Source organism: Ensifer oleiphilus, assembly GCF_013371465.1.
GTDB lineage: Bacteria > Pseudomonadota > Alphaproteobacteria > Rhizobiales > Rhizobiaceae > Ensifer > Ensifer oleiphilus.
On sequence record NZ_JABWDU010000003.1, the window covers coordinates 920918 to 933862 of the forward strand.

General features: G+C 61.0%; 11 protein-coding genes and 1 pseudogene. 4 read left to right on the forward strand and 8 right to left on the reverse strand.

Annotated elements, in window-relative coordinates:
• Nucleotides 1–25: 25 nt before the first annotated feature.
• From HT585_RS16765 to HT585_RS16780, 4 genes are all read right to left on the reverse strand, one after another.
• Nucleotides 26–1090, reverse strand: coding sequence for a substrate-binding domain-containing protein (locus HT585_RS16765; protein ID WP_246707707.1), 1065 nt, complete (start codon nucleotides 1088–1090; stop codon nucleotides 26–28).
• A 65-nt stretch (nucleotides 1091–1155) separates the two neighbouring features.
• Nucleotides 1156–2214: a substrate-binding domain-containing protein gene (locus tag HT585_RS16770; protein WP_210270431.1), complete on the reverse strand. Its 1059-nt coding sequence runs from the start codon at nucleotides 2212–2214 to the stop codon at nucleotides 1156–1158.
• A 35-nt stretch (nucleotides 2215–2249) separates the two neighbouring features.
• Nucleotides 2250–3509 (reverse strand): M20 family metallopeptidase, encoded by a 1260-nt coding sequence (locus HT585_RS16775; RefSeq protein WP_176353984.1) that lies wholly within the window; start codon nucleotides 3507–3509, stop codon nucleotides 2250–2252.
• A complete protein-coding gene (locus tag HT585_RS16780; protein WP_176353985.1) occupies nucleotides 3506–4720 on the reverse strand; it encodes an ROK family protein in 1215 nt (404 codons plus the stop codon). The genes HT585_RS16775 and HT585_RS16780 overlap by 4 nt, the downstream gene beginning before the upstream one ends.
• Before the next feature lie 235 nt (nucleotides 4721–4955).
• Between HT585_RS16780 and HT585_RS16785 the strand changes: the two genes are divergently transcribed.
• Nucleotides 4956–5906, forward strand: a complete 951-nt coding sequence (locus HT585_RS16785; protein WP_343214011.1) for an alpha/beta fold hydrolase — start codon at nucleotides 4956–4958, stop codon at nucleotides 5904–5906.
• Nucleotides 5907–6033: 127 nt separating this feature from the next.
• Here HT585_RS16785 and HT585_RS16790 read toward each other — a convergent pair whose 3' ends face one another.
• Entirely contained in the window at nucleotides 6034–6207 is a 174-nt protein-coding gene (locus tag HT585_RS16790) for a hypothetical protein (RefSeq protein WP_176353986.1), read from the reverse strand.
• Between the two features lie 115 nt (nucleotides 6208–6322).
• Nucleotides 6323–6457: pseudogene (locus tag HT585_RS16795) on the reverse strand (MOFRL family protein); the annotation flags it as partial.
• A gap of 333 nt (nucleotides 6458–6790) precedes the next feature.
• Here HT585_RS16795 and HT585_RS16800 point away from each other — a divergent pair.
• The 3 genes from HT585_RS16800 (at nucleotide 6791) to HT585_RS16810 (ending at nucleotide 10095) form a co-directional block, all read left to right on the forward strand.
• Entirely contained in the window at nucleotides 6791–8581 is a 1791-nt protein-coding gene (locus HT585_RS16800) for a methyl-accepting chemotaxis protein (RefSeq protein ID WP_176353987.1), read from the forward strand.
• 62 nt (nucleotides 8582–8643) lie between these two features.
• Nucleotides 8644–9603 (forward strand): HD-GYP domain-containing protein, encoded by a 960-nt coding sequence (locus HT585_RS16805; protein ID WP_176353988.1) that lies wholly within the window; start codon nucleotides 8644–8646, stop codon nucleotides 9601–9603.
• Nucleotides 9604–9708: 105 nt separating this feature from the next.
• Nucleotides 9709–10095: a YciI family protein gene (locus tag HT585_RS16810; protein WP_176353989.1), complete on the forward strand. Its 387-nt coding sequence runs from the start codon at nucleotides 9709–9711 to the stop codon at nucleotides 10093–10095.
• 72 nt (nucleotides 10096–10167) lie between these two features.
• On the opposite strand, the gene HT585_RS16815 is transcribed toward HT585_RS16810, so the two are convergent.
• Both HT585_RS16815 and HT585_RS32200 read right to left on the reverse strand, forming a co-directional pair.
• Nucleotides 10168–10878 carry a YczE/YyaS/YitT family protein gene (locus tag HT585_RS16815; protein ID WP_176353990.1) on the reverse strand — a complete coding sequence of 237 codons (711 nt, stop codon included), beginning with the start codon at nucleotides 10876–10878 and terminating at the stop codon, nucleotides 10168–10170.
• A gap of 163 nt (nucleotides 10879–11041) precedes the next feature.
• Nucleotides 11042–12769 carry an amidohydrolase family protein gene (locus tag HT585_RS32200; RefSeq protein WP_176353991.1) on the reverse strand — a complete coding sequence of 576 codons (1728 nt, stop codon included), beginning with the start codon at nucleotides 12767–12769 and terminating at the stop codon, nucleotides 11042–11044.
• Between the last annotated feature and the right edge of the window lie 176 nt (nucleotides 12770–12945).

Consider the following 12945-nt stretch of genomic DNA (forward strand, 5'->3'; position numbering starts at 1 on the left):
AGACAGGCGCTCCCTGCGGCAGGCATCACTTCAACGCATCGGCGATGGTGGCAGGAACGTCCTTGTTGAGGGACTTCTTCCAACCGTCGGCAACGGTGTCCTTGGTCACGGCCAGGGAATCGACGACCAGGAACGGCTGCGACGACTTGCCGACCAGAGAACCGGCAGCGGCACGGGCAACGGTCACCCCGATGTTGTAGGCCTCGTCGGCGACGAGCGCGGCGACATTGCCGCCCTTGACCATGTCGAGAGCCGCAGGTTCATTGAGATCCAGGGTCACGATTTTCGTATGTGTGTTCCCCGCCCCACGCAGGCTTGAGAGAACACTGAGGGCCGGTTCGGCCCAGGTGACATAGATGCCGTCGAGATCAGGGTTCTGCGTGATCATGCCCTGCGCGATCTCCTCGCTGCGGGCCGGATCAGCCATGCCGGCTTCGGCGACGATCTGCATGTCGGGATAGTCCTGCCCGATCGTCGCTTTGAACGCGCCGTCGCGCTGGTTGGTGACGTAGAAATCGGCATCGTGATAGATGTAGCCGATCTTGCCCTTGTTGCCGAGCGCGTGGGCCATGGCGATCGCTGCCTTGTTGCCCATCTGGAACAGGTCGTCCGAGACGATCGTCACATAGTCCTTGCCGTGCACGTAGCCGGCCGGAGAGTTGTCGACGAAGGCGAGTTTGGTGCCGGCTGTCCGTGCGGGGTCGTAGACGACGGCTGCGGTTGCCGGATCGACGGGCAAAGAAACGATGATCGAAGGATTTTTCGCAAGAACGGTTTCGACGTCAGCCTTCTGTCGAGCGGCATCGAAGCCCGCGTCGGTCTGCGCAACGACCTCGATGCCAAGACGCTTGAACTCGTCCTGCGCACCGTTGTTGACGGCGTTGGTATATTCACTCATCTCGTGCCAAACGAGCGCGGCGGTAAATTTTCCATCCTTGATCTGGGTTTCTTCCGCCGCGGTCAGCGTCACGCTCGCAGCCGGCGTCGGCTTCTCCCCGTGCGGACCCGTTGTGACGCCATCCGCCGCGTAAACACTGGTCGTCGCCCACATCGTCGCCAGCAGGGCCAGCCTTGTAACTTCCTTACGCATCGATCTTCCTCCCTTAAGACGGATCCAGCGACCCCGGCGACGGCGAGCGCCGCCGGGACCGAGACTTATTTTGCCGCGTCGAGCACCGACTGCGGCGCATCGCGGTTAAGCGACTGCTTCCAGCCGTCCGAGACGTTTTCCTTGGTGACGGTGAGAGCGGGAGCGACGACAAAGGCAGGCGTTGGCTGACCGAGCAGCGACTTCAATCCTGCAGCAGCCATGGCGCGACCGAGCTCATAGGCCTTGTCGGCCACGAGCGCAGTGACGCTACCGCCCTTGACCATGTCGAGCGCAACCGGTTCGGCCAGGTCAAGCGTCACGATCTTGGTCTTGGTATTGCCGTTGGCGCGCAGCGCCGACAGGACGCCGTCGGCAGGCTCTGCCCAAGTGACGTAGATACCGTCGAGATCCGGATTCTGCAGCAGCATGGCGCTTGCAAGTTCCTCGGCCCGCGCCGGATCGGAAATACCTTGCTCGGCAACGATCTTGATATCGGGATAATCCTTCTCGATCGTCGATTTGAACGCCTGATCGCGCTGGTTCGTCACATAGTAGCTGGCGTCATGAAAGATGTAGCCGACCTTGCCCTTGCCGCCGATCCCCTTGGCGAGCGCATCGGCCGCCTGTTTGCCCATCTGGAAAAGGTCGTCGGTGACGATCGAGGCATAATCAGTGCCCTGCTTGTAACCGCTTGGCACGTTGGACAGGAAGACCAGCTTGGTGCCATCCGTGACGGCCTGGCGGAACGCTTCGGCGGATGTGACCGGATCGAGCGGCAGGGCAAGGATGACGTTGGGCTTGGCGGCCAGCGCCGTTTCGATGTCACTGCGCTGACGGGCTGCGTCAAACCCGGCGTCGGTCGTTACCGCCACCTCGACACCCGCCCGCGTGAACTCGTCTTTCGCGCCGGCTGAGACCGCATTGGTGAAATCGGAAGATGTGTGCCACAGGAGGGCTGCCTTGTAGCCTTTGCCCGTCAGTGCGGCGATGTCGGCGTCAGACAGCGTCACGTCGGCGCTCGGCGTCGCCGCTTCACCGGATGGCCCGACCGTCTGCGCATTGGACGGGCTGGCGGCGAACATCAGCCCTCCGGCAATCGCCGCCGCAATGATCTTGTTCAGCATGCTCTTTCTCCCTTTTCTCCTCTAGGGGTGGCAGTTCAAGCGGTCACGCCGCAGTAGCGGGCGATGAACGCGGCAAACCCGACGACGCCGGCGAGGTATTCCTCCACCTCGACCCGCTCCTCGTAAGTATGGCAATTGCGGATATCACCCGGCGCGCAATAGACCGCCGGCACACCGAGACGATTGACGAAGAACGGGGACTCCGACCAGAACGGCGCGCCCTCGATCACCCCTCGCCCACTCAACGCCTCGGCCATCGAGGCCGACAGCAAACCGACCTCGGCGCGGCCTTCATCGATCTCGGCCGCCGTTCCGCCGAGTGCATGGTCGCGGCCCGCCGGGTAGGCGAACTCGACCTTGATTTCGGGATCGGTGACGGCGGAGCGCACGGCCGCTTCGATTTCGGCCGCGGCCGTATCCAGGGATTCCCCCGGCAGAAGCTTGCGGATCAGCGACAGCGTGCAGCGCTCGGGCACAGCGATGTATCCGCCACCGGCCAAACCGGTGATCAGCAGGAAACTGCGCCCGACATGCTTGTGTTCGGCACGGGCGGCGATCTCGTCGGAATGCTTCCACAAGGCACTCATCACCGCGTGGCTGGCGCGCAACGCATCCTTGCCGAGTTCGGGCACGCCGAAATAGGCAGACTTGCCGGTGATGGTAATGTCGGCGATGAAAAAGCCGATCTGCGCGGGATAGACCGAGAGCCGTGTCGGCTCGACATAGACGACGAAATCGGGCCGGGCGATTGCACCCGCTTCGATACGCGAAACGAGATCCTTGATGCCCGCCGAGACGCCGGTATCCGGCTCACCGCTCTCCTCGTCGCCGATGAAGGCGAAGGCGACATCGCCGCGAAGGTTTATCGACGCCATGTCCAGCAACGAAAGTGCTGCAAGCGAGGCCGAAATGCCGGCCTTCAGGTCGCCGGAGCCACGCCCCCAGACCGCGCCGTCGATGATCGGCGCAGCAAAAGGGTCTTCCCGTTCCGTGCCGGCCCAGTGCTCCCGCCATCCGTCGACATGCACCGTATCGGTGTGGCCGACAAACAGCAGCCGCGGACCATCACCCGCACCCTTCCGTTCGCCCCAGATGTTCGGCCGACCCGGCAGGAATTCTGCCGTCTCAAGGTTGTTCAGACCAAGGCCCGACATTTTTTCGCGCAGATAGGCAACGAAATTGGCCTCGTTGCCGGTGATGCTCTGGCGCCCGATGGCGCCGCGGAAAAGCGCGATCGCCGCGTCACGATCCAGAGCCTCTGTCAGGCGGGCGACCAGGTCGTTCGGCACCGTCATCGTACAGCCTCCTGCAGCGCGGTCATGCTGGCCCGCGGCAATGAAATCCGGCCGTCCGGCGCGTCGACGCCGAACAGCGTGTTGTGCAATTGACCAAGGCCGATCGCAGCAGCCCCAATGATGGCCGCGCGCGATCCAAGCTCCCCCGTCTCGACGTTGACGGGATAGGGGAAGCATTGCGGCAGAAACGCCTTGACCCGCTCAAGTATCTCCGGCCTGAGGCCGATCGAGCCGCCAAGAATGACTTTTTCCGGATTGGCGATTGCGGCGATCGCTCCGATGCCCCGAACGAGGTATCGGGCCGTCTCATCCAGAACGGCGAGTGCTGCCTCATCGCCATTCTGCGCGTTCTCGAAGATCGCCGGCACGCTGATGACCCTGCCCGACAGCGCTGCATAACGGTCCGCCATGCCATGGGATGCGACGGCGCGCTCGAATGCGCCCGTTCGCAGCGACTCCGCCTCGAACGGATCGGCGCCAAGCGGAAGAAACCCTAGCTCGCCTGCCGCATTGATGGCGCCGCGAACGAGTTGCCCACCAACCATCAGGCCGCTGCCGACGCCCGTGCCGAGCGCCACATAGGCCAGATTGTCGATGCCCTGGCCTTGTCCGAGCCAGTTCTCGCCCAGCACGGCCAGATTGACGTCATTCTCAAGCATGGCGTCGAAACCGAACGCGCGCTCGAACGCCGCAACCACGTCCATCTTGTCGAAGCCGGCAATGTTTGGCGCAAGCAGAACCCGGCCGGTCTGGGCATCCGGCGCGCCCGGAACACCGACGACGGCAAGACGTATCTTCTTGCGGGCAATTCGCTGGCGCGAGGCTGCCTGAAAGGCGAGCTTTACGATCTGGTCGACGATGTACTGGCCACCGCGCGGGTCCGTCGGCTCGGTATCTTCAGCAAAGATCTGGCAAGCCAGGTCGGTGATCGCCACCCTCACCTTCGTGCCGCCGAGATCGACCGCGACAATGTAGGCGGCGTCATAGACCAGCTCGTACGTCACGGCTGTGCGTCCGACATGACCACTGGTTCGACCGGTCTCCTTGACCCAGCCCTCCACCTCTAGCGCACGCACGATTTCCGAGATCGTCTGCTTGGAGAGACCTGTCTGCTTGGCGATGGAGGCGCGAGATATTGGCCCACCCTGGACAATCGCCTCCATGACGGAGCGCTGAGAGAACTTTCTGGAGATACGAAGACTGTCGCTCACGGCACCCTCTTTAATTCGTTCTGTTACCGAACTTATTATCAGGTCAGACCGTTTGTCAAATGTTTTGCGCAGGCGGTGGCGCCAGCCGCATCGTTTCTGCAGCATCATTCCTTGAGCTGCGGATCGGTTTAGTGGCGCGAATGCCCCGATTTTGTCCAATCTCTCTCTCGAGCCGGAAATTCGCACGCCTTAATATCTGCCCATGCCGACGTTCGATATCGCGAGGGAGACGAAGATGAAAAGCACGTTAGAGACCCACATGCCAAACCGACGCCAGTTCCTGCTCGCAGGAGCAGCCCTGGCCGCGGCGGCCACAATTTCGAGGAGCGACGCCATGGCCGACATGAAGTCTGAGAAGATCGTCAGCGCCAACGGCGTCACGATCGCGACGGAGGCCTTTGGCGATCCGGCTGCGCCGCCCGTGCTTTTGATCATGGGCGCGATGGCTTCGATGTTGTGGTGGCCGGATGCTTTCTGCCGCAAGCTGGCGGCAAGCGGCCGCTACGTGATCCGCTACGACAACCGCGACACCGGGCTTTCGACCAAGTATGCTCCGGGCAATCCGCCCTATTCGATGGACGACATGGCCGGCGATGCGGTTGCCGTGCTCGATGCCTATGGCATTGCCGCTGCCAACATCGTCGGCATGTCGCTTGGTGGCATGATCGCCCAGATCGTGGCGCTGTCAGCGCCAAAACGCGTGTCGTCGCTGACGCTTGTCAGCACGACGCCGATCGGCCTTGGGCTTGAGCTCCCGCCGATAAGTGCGGCCTATATGGAACACGCCGCGTCAGCCGAAAACCTCGACTGGTCGGATCGGGCCCAGGTGATCGACTTCATGACCAGGGATGCCCGGATGATCGCGAGCACCGCGCGCGCCCACGATCCGGACCGCATCCGTGCCTTCATCGAGCGGGACTACGACCGTTCGGGCGGGCTGCTCTCCGCCACCAACCATTTCATGCTTCAAGGCGGGGATAGCGTCAAAGGCAAACTCAAATCGCTCGAGACACCGCTCCTGGTCATTCACGGCACCACCGACCCGATCTTCTCGGTCGAACATGGGATGGCGATTGCCGCTGCGGTGGCCGGATCCGAATTTCTTGCGATCCCCGGCGGCGGCCACGAACTCCATGGCAACGATTGGGGCATCATCCTTGCTGCCATCACGAGGCACACGACATAAAAGCGGCATGCCTGTCGTCATTTTCTTGGCAGCACGCAGGTTCCAACGCTTTGCGTGCCGCACTCCCTCGCTTCGCTTTGCGTCGCCAAAGGCAAGGAGCAAGCAATGCCGTTGCCGCCGGCAGCCTTCAGCGGCAACGGGTTCTGTTGCGGGCAATGTCGCGTCGGATTTCCTTCAGCGAGTGCCGCAGCTCTGTGAGGGTGCCATCATCGCTCATGGCGGTGCTAGTGCACTCGAGAAAGTCGAGTTTGAGTTCCAGCTCATCGTGCCGTTCGATCAGTCCGGCCAGAATTCGAGACATGCGCATGTCATACCCATCAAACGTCGACGCCACCACGGGCGAACGCGGACATCAGGATTGCTTCGCGGTCTGCGATACCTTTCCTGTGCGACAGTTTGTTGAAGCGTGACGCCTTTCACGTGAAGTCCCCTGCTTCGATGAACACGGCACGGAAATCGTTGACGTTCGTCCTGGTCGGGCCGGTGACGATCAGATCGCCGAGCCGTTCGAAGAAGCTGTAGGCATCATTTTTGGCGAGATGTTCCCCAGCATCGAGACCAAGAACCTTTTGCGCGCGTCAGCTTCCTACGCCCGATCAAGCCGGCTTTGCCTGTGCCATCTTGCAATTTGCGTCCCCCGCAAGCGAAGATCGTTGACCCGTAAATAATCGGAACGATCTTCGGTCGTCGTTTCTGGATTAACGCAGCGTTAATTTGTGAATGCAAAATATAGCCAGGCAAAATCTGGGGGTTGCGCATGCGCATGATGCGCCGATGGCAATCCCGTTTGCGATGATGTGCGTTTAGCTGTGCGGCAGATCTCTCTTCGAATGAGAGCTGTCGTCGCCACGGCTGCGGGTCGTGCTCGACAAAGGACATTCAAGATGAAACGTTTTTCGGTAGCCTTCGGCTCCGAGGCCAAGGCTGTGCGCGACGCAATGTCCCGCTCCCAGGCGATGATCGAGTTCGACCTCACCGGCCGGATCCTGGATGCGAACGCGAACTTCTGCGCCGTCTTGGGCTACGAGCTTGGGGAGATCGTGGGGCAACACCATCGGCTCTTTGTCGACCCGGTCGAAGCGGCATCGGCCGACTATCGCGCCTTCTGGGCAAAGCTTGCCCGCGGCGAATTCGACCGCCGACAGTACAAACGCGTCGGCAAGGGCGGCAAGGAGATCTGGATTGAAGCGTCGTACAATCCGGTCTTCAGAGCCGGCAAGCCCTACAAGGTTATCAAGCTTGCAACCGATATCACCGAACACAAGCGCCGGAGTGCGGAAGATGCCGGCAAGCTTGCCGCACTTTCGCGAGCGCAGGCTGTCATCGAATTCACGACATCAGGTGAAATCCTGGCCGCCAACGAGAACTTCCTGGCGACACTCGGCTACGCGCTTTGCGAAATCCAGGGCAGACACCATTCGATGTTCTGCGACCCGGACTACACCGCCAGCGAGGCTTATCGCCGCTTCTGGCAGAGGCTGGCCAGTGGCGAGTTCGTGACCGACGAATTCATGCGGCTCGGCAAGGGCGGCCGCAAGGTGTACATCCAGGCGTCCTACAATCCGATTTTCGACATGAACGGCAAGGTGTTCAAGGTGGTGAAGTTCGCAACCGACGTCACCGGTCGTGTCAGCAACGTGGAGGTACTTGCCCGTGCATTGCAATCCCTCTCCGATGGCGACCTGACGCAAACCCTGGATACGGCGTTCATCCCGACACTCGACACGCTGCGGGTCGACTTCAACACAGCGGCTGCCAAGCTGAAGAACGCGATGCAGACCGTCGCCGAAAACGCGAGCGCGATTGCAGTAGGTGCGCAGCAGGTTCGCGCTGCCTGCGATGATCTGTCGAAACGCACGGAACAACAGGCGGCATCGGTCGAAGAAACGGCCGCGGCTCTCGAAGAGATCACCACCACGGTCAGCGATTCCAGCCGGCGCGCGGAGGACGCCGGAGAGCTGGTGCGCAAGACCCGCCAGAACGCTGAACAGTCCGGCTCGGTGATGCGCAGCGCCGTCGAGGCGATGGGACGGATAGAGAGCTCATCGGCAGAGATCTCCAACATTATCGGCGTCATAGACGAAATCGCATTCCAGACCAACCTGCTGGCGCTCAACGCCGGCGTGGAAGCCGCCCGCGCTGGCGATGCCGGCAAGGGCTTTGCCGTCGTGGCGCAGGAGGTGCGCGAACTCGCCCAGCGCTCGGCAAAGGCCGCCAAGGAAATCAAGGCTTTGATCACCGCATCCAACGGTCACGTGAAGAACGGCGCAACGCTTGTCGGGCAGACAGGAGCGGTGCTCGAAGAGATCGTCACGCAGGTCCTTCAAGTCAATGGCAATGTCGCAGCCATCGTCGACGCATCGAAGGAGCAGGCGACGGGCCTGAAGGAGATCAATCAGGCCGTCAACGTCATGGATCAGGGCACGCAACAGAACGCCGCAATGGTCGAGGCGTCTACTGCCGCCGCCCGTCGTCTGTCGAGCGAAGCCGACGCCCTTTTCCAGCTCCTCAGTCAGTTCAATATTGGTGCGAACACCACATCCAAAGAGGCTGCCCGGGGTGTCGCGGCGACCCTGTCGAGACCCGCCTTGCTCCCCGCGCGCAGCGCGGCTGCGAGAATGACCGCGGCCGTTCGTGGCAATGTAGTGCTCGCCGATGACTGGAGAGAATTCTGATCATATCCGAGGTTCGCACCGGCCACGCCGTTTCATGATTTGACGAGCAATTCAGGAGAGGAATGCACAAGCGAATACGACGACATCAGGTCCGGCTCGGCATGTTCGTCGAGGAGCTTGAAGGCGGGACCACGGCAGCGGGCCTGCGGCGCGGCTTCCTGTTGAGTACGGAGCTGGAGGTTGATCGTGTCCGTGCCAGCAATGTCATCAGTGTTCTCATCGACGTGCAGAAAGGTTGCGACATTGCCGGCCGAACACGGGACGCGCCGCCTTTCGGCAGTGCGGCCCGGAGCGCTATTACCGCTGCCGAAACCAGGGCGGTTTCGCGAACGATCGATCAAACGAAACACCTGCTCGCCGGCGTGTTTACCGATGCCCGCATGGGCGGAACGGTTGCGCTCGGCCAGGCGGAGGAAGCCGTCGAGAAAATCGCGTCGGCCGTAGAGCACAACCCGATCGCCTTGATCGGCATCAGCCGACTGAAGAAGAAGGACGAATACACTTTCCTGCATTCGATCGCCGTCAGCGGTTTGATGGTCCATTTTGGTCGCTGGTTGAAGCTCGACGAACGCGCTGTTCAGATCCTGGGATTGAGCGGATTGCTTCACGATATCGGCAAGCTGCTGTTGCCGAAGGGGCTGCTGAACAAGACGGAACGGCTTGACGATCAGGAGATCGCGCAAATTCGCACACACACCCGGCGAGGCTACGACCTGCTCAGCGCCAATGGCGACGTCGATGAGACGGTGCTGGATGTTTGTCTTCATCATCACGAGCATGCCGACGGCGGCGGCTACCCCGACCGTCTTCGCGGCGACCAGCTCAGCATGCCGGTGCGGATTGCTGCCATTTGCGACGTCTATGACGCTATGACGACGCTCCGGCCCTATAAGCGCGCGTGGACACCTGCCGAGACGGTTCAGATGATGTTTGGCTCGAGGGGCCATTTCGACCGCGAACTTCTCTGCGAATTTGTCGAAAGCCTGGAACCATTCCTTCGGCTGAAGCCTTCAAGTCCGTAGTCTGCGCGCCGATCCGGCCATATAGTCGCGGCGAGGCCCATGCCAGACACCATCCCACGGTTGCTTGGATGAGCAAAAACCCACGGCGCAAAAGGGAGCTGCTTCATGTACTACGCCATCCTCGCCTATCACGAAGAGGGAGTGGTCGAATCCTGGTCGAAGGAAGAAGACGCCGCGTTGATGACCGACCTTCTGCAGGTCAACGATCGCCTCGTGCGCGAAAAATCCTTGGGTCCGGCGGCACGGCTTGGCCCCACGGAGCGCGCCGTGACGCTGAGAGGCAATGGCGAAGGTATCGTCATCGATGGCCCCTTTGCCGAAACCAAGGAGCAGTTGCTCGGCTTCTACGTCGTGGACTTTCCAACGCTTGAGGCAGCCGTTGCCGCGGCCCGCGAACTGCGCCGCGCCAACCCGACTGCGGTCTATGAAATCCGGCCGATTTCGCTGTTTCTTCCCGGTGCGCCGCTGGGATTCACGGAGCAGCAATCGTAAGTCATAACTTACGGTAAACGACGGGGCTCTCCGGGATGGAGAGCCCCTTCTGTTGCACCTGCGGTGCCTATCCTACTTGGCGGCCGGCTCGAGCCCACTCGATGAGGGAGCGGTTTTCCTCGCCTGCATCTTCTTGTAGAGGAAGAAATAGAGCCTGATGTACTGGCCGACCAGGACTGCATTGAGCACAGTGCCTTCGCGGATGAAGGGGATGTCAGCCAGGAAGGCGAGACCGATGCCGGCCGACACGACCAGCAGCGCGCAGTCATAGCCGGTCTTGATATTGCCCCACTTCCAGCCTGTGCGCTTGCAGAGCGTGTTCACGAACATGTCCATCGGCATGAGCACCAGGTTGGCCCGGATCATCAGGAACAGGCCATAGGCGAGCGCCGCGTCCGCGAACACGAGAAGAGCGACCTTCGCATAGTAGACGTCGAGCTTGACAAACTCGGTCATGCTCAGATTGAAATCGAGGAACACCGCGAGCGCAAAGGCCGGAAGCAGCGATGCGAAGCTCTTCAACCTGAAATCCTTGGGTAGCACCAGATAGGTCAGTGCCAGCATGATCAGTTCGGTGATGAAATTGTAGGTGCCCTGGCTCAACGGCGGATAGACCAGCGTCATGGTCCGCGTCAGACTGCTCAGCGGCGACACACCGATACCGGCTCGGATCGCCAGGCTGACCCCGAAGGTGAGCACGTAAATGCCCACCACATACATGATCCATCGCCTGGTCAGGCTGCCGGTATCGACGATTTCGGCCTCGTCCGTCTTCTGTCCCATTACTTTCCTCCCCAGATGTTCTGTTGCCCTTTCGCTACCGCCATTTCAACGGCTGCGGGCATGTCGTGTCGTGATTTCGTGGATGTCCCGGACTCCTCTCGGTCGATCCACGCGCCCTCATCGACAGGCGCCACAGCGCCTGCCTCGTTCCCTCCACCGGCCATCAGGCCATCAATCGGAACCTGTGCAGCGAGATGAACAGGCTCAGAAGCTTGTTCACGACCGGTTCGCCTTCATTGCGGTTGCCCATCTCCTCAAGGGCCGCATCGATGGCGCCGGCAGCAGCGGTCAGTTCGGATACGCTCATGTTCGCCATTACGCCATAAATCTCGAGCGGCATGACGGCCTTGTCGTCCCTGTTCTCCGTGACGATGCAGGCACCGGCATAGGCATCGACCCGCTTGAGGCAATGGCACATTTCCGCGCTGTCCTGGCCGACGACGACGAAGTAGGGCTTTGGCGCCGGCCAGAAGGTGGCAACCGCGCCGCGCTCCACATGGACGCCCTTGAACAGGCCGTTGACCACGTGCCGTTTGCCATCGGCATAACGCTGGACCACCGACAGCCGGCTCAGTGTTGCACCCTCATACTCGGCAACCACCTTGCCGTCCCGCAGTGGCACCCAGACCTCCTGGTAGAACTTTGCGTGTCCACGGCCGTAGACGTCGAACAGATAGACCTTGGCCTGGCTTCCGTCTTGCGAGACTTCCAGAGGCACGATGTCGAGCTGACCCGACGTCAGGTCGTCAAGCCCGGGCACACCCTTCTTGCACATGCCGGAATAATCGATGTCGGCGTTCTTCAGCAGCTTGCGATCTTTTGCGACCAGCTCGCCATCTTTGAACACGTAGAGCGGATTTATCTTCGACAGGCTGTCGGTGAGCACGATGTCGGCGAAGCGGCCGGGGGTAAGCGAACCGATCCGGTCCTCCATGTGGAACGACCGCGCCGTGTTGTAGGTGGCCATCTTGATCGCGTGGATCGGGTTGAAGCCCATCTCGGCGCAGAGCGAGATGATCCAGTCCATGTGACCCATGGTCAGCAAGCGCTCGACCGATATGTTGTCGGTGCACAGCATGAAATTGTCGGTCGGCCATTTGCGGTCGACGATGGCGCGCAGCAGGATCTTGATCACCTCGCTGCTGCCGACGCCGAACTTGATGTGCGTCGGAAAACCGTAACGGATGCTCTTTTCGATGTCCTTCTCATTCCAGACGTCGTGATTGTTCGACACGCCGATCGCCGGCAGATAGTTCAGGACCATGTCGGAAAGCGCGGTTACGCCCCAGTGGCCGTTCATGAAGCCGCCCTTGGCGCGCACCCAGGCCGCCTTGCGGAAATCGTCGTCATCGCCCGAACTGTAGGTGAAGTGCTCGAACTCACCGAGGCCGATGACCGGTTCCATCTTCAAGACAGCCTCGGTGACGGACGCCGCCGTCTTCTTGCCCGGAGCGAAGGCATAAAGCCGATAGGGCAGCTTGTCGTAGTCCTTGAACAGGCTTTCGGCCGCCGCAACGCCCTCATCGCCCGCCGCACTCAGGAGATCCAGGCATTCGGCATAGATCGTCGTCGTGCCGCAGGGAACCATCGCTTCGGCCAGTGCCGTCGGATGCGCCAGCTGGGATTCGAAATGGATGTGCGCGTCGATCAGGCCGGGGATCGCGTATAGCCCTTTGCCGTCGAAAACATCCTTCACTTTCAGGATCGTCTCATCGGGATTGAGCGCAACGATGCGCTTGTCATAGACGAGGATAGATCCCTGGTAGACGGTTTCGCCATGCACATCGAGGATGTTGAGGTTCTTCAGAAGAAGGTCCGCCTCCTTCTTTCCGTTCAGGATATCAAAGATGGCGCGCACTTTGTCGTAGTGCACGGCTTCGGTTTTGTTCACGCGTCTTTCCTCCACTTGCAAGTCTCGTCGGCATGGGCAGAGCCGGGTGCTCAAGCCTTCACCGGGGCAGCGCCCGCGCCGATCTCTCCTCGTTGTCGAAGGCCATAAGAAGTTATTGCACCGCTTCCGAAAAGCAGTATTTTCTGCGCGCAGCGTACTCTTTTCGAGAGCGCTTG

What these genes read in the sequence shown, in the direction of transcription:
- HT585_RS16765 (WP_246707707.1), bottom strand. Translation starts at nt 1,090, where the DNA reads ATGCGTAAGGAAGTTACAAGGCTGGCCCTGCTGGCGACGATGTGGGCG.
- HT585_RS16770 (WP_210270431.1), bottom strand. Translation starts at nt 2,214, where the DNA reads ATGCTGAACAAGATCATTGCGGCGGCGATTGCCGGAGGGCTGATGTTC.
- HT585_RS16775 (WP_176353984.1), bottom strand. Translation starts at nt 3,509, where the DNA reads ATGACGGTGCCGAACGACCTGGTCGCCCGCCTGACAGAGGCTCTGGAT.
- HT585_RS16785 (WP_343214011.1), top strand. Translation starts at nt 4,956, where the DNA reads ATGAAAAGCACGTTAGAGACCCACATGCCAAACCGACGCCAGTTCCTG.
- HT585_RS16790 (WP_176353986.1), bottom strand. Translation starts at nt 6,207, where the DNA reads ATGTCTCGAATTCTGGCCGGACTGATCGAACGGCACGATGAGCTGGAA.
- HT585_RS16800 (WP_176353987.1), top strand. Translation starts at nt 6,791, where the DNA reads ATGAAACGTTTTTCGGTAGCCTTCGGCTCCGAGGCCAAGGCTGTGCGC.
- HT585_RS16805 (WP_176353988.1), top strand. Translation starts at nt 8,644, where the DNA reads ATGCACAAGCGAATACGACGACATCAGGTCCGGCTCGGCATGTTCGTC.
- HT585_RS16810 (WP_176353989.1), top strand. Translation starts at nt 9,709, where the DNA reads ATGTACTACGCCATCCTCGCCTATCACGAAGAGGGAGTGGTCGAATCC.
- HT585_RS16815 (WP_176353990.1), bottom strand. Translation starts at nt 10,878, where the DNA reads ATGGGACAGAAGACGGACGAGGCCGAAATCGTCGATACCGGCAGCCTG.